The 3,109-nt window shown below is 59.1% G+C and carries 3 protein-coding genes; all 3 read left to right on the forward strand.

Going from position 1 to position 3,109, the window contains the following annotated elements:
- Positions 1-121: 121 nt before the first annotated feature.
- The gene (rpsG, locus tag DBR23_RS28585) at positions 122-595 is read left to right on the forward strand and encodes a 30S ribosomal protein S7 (RefSeq protein WP_005798541.1); all 474 of its coding nucleotides are present in this window, start codon (positions 122-124) and stop codon (positions 593-595) included.
- 149 nt (positions 596-744) lie between these two features.
- The gene (fusA, locus tag DBR23_RS28590; protein ID WP_056057548.1) at positions 745-2,847 is read left to right on the forward strand and encodes an elongation factor G; all 2,103 of its coding nucleotides are present in this window, start codon (positions 745-747) and stop codon (positions 2,845-2,847) included.
- 142 nt (positions 2,848-2,989) lie between these two features.
- On the forward strand, positions 2,990-3,109 hold a 120-nt coding region (locus DBR23_RS28595), incomplete at its 3' end, for a GTP-binding protein (protein ID WP_233250791.1).

The following is a 3,109-nucleotide window of genomic DNA, read 5'->3' on the forward strand; positions in this document are numbered from 1 at the left end:
GAAGTGCAGCGTAGTGACCCCAAACGCAGGTGTTCTGCGCGGGTCGAGTAAGTGGGAGTCCAGAGATTGGCTCTCGCGGTGTCTGAAAAGATGCCAACTGAAGCAAAGATAGAGGTAAAAAATGCCACGTCGTCGCGAAGTCCCCAAACGTGAAATCCTGCCGGATCCCAAGTTCGGCAATGTAGAGCTGTCCAAATTCATGAACGTGATCATGGAAGGCGGCAAGAAGGCAGTTGCAGAGCGCATCATTTACGGCGCCCTGGAACTGATCGAGAAGAAGCACCCCGATAAGGACCCTCTGGAAGCCTTCACCGTTGCCATCAACAACGTGAAGCCCATGGTGGAAGTGAAGTCCCGCCGCGTGGGCGGTGCCAACTACCAGGTGCCCGTGGAAGTGCGTCCTGTCCGTCGTCTGGCCCTGTCCATGCGCTGGATTAAGGAAGCCGCCCGCAAGCGTGGTGAAAAGTCGATGGCCCAACGCCTGGCCAACGAACTGCTGGAAGCCACCGAAGGCCGTGGCGGCGCCATGAAGAAGCGTGACGAAGTGCACCGTATGGCCGAAGCCAACAAGGCATTCAGCCACTTCCGCTTCTAAAACGCGGATTTGCCCTGATATAGGTCCAAGGCTGCTGGCGTTTTGCCTGCAGCCTTGTGTCGATTTCAGGCAGTCACAAAATTGACGGGTTGCAGCGCCAGAATGCTGGGCCCGCCCCCCGAATAACACGACCCATCCAAGGATCCACCATGGCTCGCAAGACCCCCCTCGAGCGTTACCGCAATATCGGTATCTCGGCCCACATTGACGCTGGCAAGACCACCACGACCGAGCGTATTCTTTTCTACACCGGCGTGAACCACAAGATTGGTGAAGTGCACGACGGCGCGGCCACCATGGACTGGATGGAGCAAGAGCAAGAGCGTGGCATCACGATCACCTCGGCTGCGACGACCTGCTTCTGGAAGGGCATGGACATGTCCTTCCCAGAGCACCGCATCAACATCATCGACACCCCCGGCCACGTGGACTTCACGATTGAAGTGGAGCGTTCCATGCGCGTGCTGGACGGTGCCTGCATGGTGTACTGCGCCGTGGGTGGCGTGCAGCCCCAGTCGGAAACCGTCTGGCGCCAGGCCAACAAGTACAAGGTGCCACGTCTGGCCTTTGTGAACAAGATGGACCGCACCGGTGCCAACTTCTTCAAGGTCGTGGACCAGATGAAGCTGCGCCTGAAGGCCAACCCCGTGCCAATCGTGATCCCGATCGGTGCCGAAGAAAACTTCAAGGGCGTGGTCGACCTGCGCAAGATGAAGGCCATCATCTGGGACGAAGCCTCCCAGGGCATGAAGTTCAACTTCGAAGAAATCCCGGCCGATCTGGTGGCAACTGCCACTGAATGGCGCGAGAAGATGGTCGAAGCCGCTGCTGAAGCCTCTGAAGACCTGATGAACAAGTACCTGGAAGAGGGCGATCTGTCGGAAGAAGAGATCACCCAAGGCCTGCGTACTCGCACCATCGCTGGTGAAATCCAGCCCATGCTGTGCGGCACTGCGTTCAAGAACAAGGGTGTGCAGCGCATGCTGGACGCCGTGATCGAACTCATGCCTTCGCCGCTGGACGTGCCTCCAGTGCCTGGCTTCGACGAAGACGACAAGGAAGTCACCCGCAAGGCGGACGACAACGAGAAGTTCTCCGCCCTGGCATTCAAGCTGATGACCGACCCGTTCGTGGGCCAGCTGACGTTCGTGCGTGTGTACTCCGGCGTGCTCTCCAAGGGCGACACCGTGTACAACCCCGTGCGTGGCAAGAAGGAGCGTATCGGCCGTATCGTGCAGATGCACGCCAACGAGCGCCAGGAAGTGGACGAAATCCGCGCCGGTGACATCGCTGCTTGCGTGGGTCTGAAGGACGTGACGACCGGTGAAACCCTGTGCGATCCAGCCGCCGTGGTGACGCTGGAGCGCATGGTGTTCCCTGAGCCTGTGATCCGTCAGGCTGTGGAACCCAAGTCCAAGGCCGACCAGGAAAAGATGGGTATCGCCCTGTCGCGCCTGGCCGCTGAAGATCCATCGTTCCGCGTGCAGACCGACGAAGAATCCGGCCAGACCATCATTGGCGGCATGGGCGAGCTGCACCTCGAAATCATCGTGGACCGCATGAAGCGTGAATTCGGCGTGGAAGCCAACGTGGGCAAGCCCCAGGTGGCTTACCGCGAAACCATCCGCAAGACGGTGGAAGAAGCCGAAGGCAAGTTCGTGCGCCAGTCCGGTGGTAAGGGTCAGTACGGCCACGTCGTGCTCAAGATCGAACCCAACGAAGCCGGCAAGGGCATCGAGTTCGTGGACGCGATCAAGGGCGGTGTGGTGCCTCGCGAATTCATTCCGGCCGTGGAAAAGGGTATCAACGAAGCTGTGACCCAAGGCGTGCTGGCTGGTTACCCCGTGGTGGACGTCAAGGTCACGCTGCACTTCGGTTCGTACCACGATGTGGACTCGAACGAACTGGCGTTCAAGATGGCTGCCATCTTCGGCTTCAAGGAAGGTTGTAAGAAGGCCGGTCCGGTCATTCTGGAACCCATGATGGCCGTGGAAGTGGAAACGCCTGAAGACTACGCCGGTAACGTGATGGGCGACCTGTCCAGCCGTCGCGGCATGGTGCAGGGCATGGACGACATGGTCGGTGGCGGTAAGGCCATTAAGGCCGAAGTACCCCTGTCCGAAATGTTCGGCTACTCCACGACCCTGCGCTCCATGTCGCAAGGCCGTGCCACCTACACGATGGAATTCAAGCACTACAGCGAAGCACCTCGCAACGTGTCTGAAGCCATCATGGCAGCGCGCGCCAAGTAAGTAAGCACTTCGCCCGGGCCCTTGTGGTCCGGGCTTTGCTTTGTCTGCGATCCGGTGCCACTCTGTTCCCTGTGCGGAGTGAATCAGCAACCAGATGCAGACGTAAAACCACTACACAGGGATTGCTCTTTGGAGAATTGAAATGGCAAAAGGTAAGTTTGAACGCACCAAGCCCCACGTGAACGTGGGCACGATCGGTCACGTGGACCATGGCAAGACGACGCTGACGGCAGCGATCGCTACCGTGCTGTCCGCCAAGTTC

The organism is Acidovorax sp. HMWF018 (assembly GCF_003061035.1).
Taxonomy (GTDB): domain Bacteria; phylum Pseudomonadota; class Gammaproteobacteria; order Burkholderiales; family Burkholderiaceae_C; genus Acidovorax; species Acidovorax delafieldii.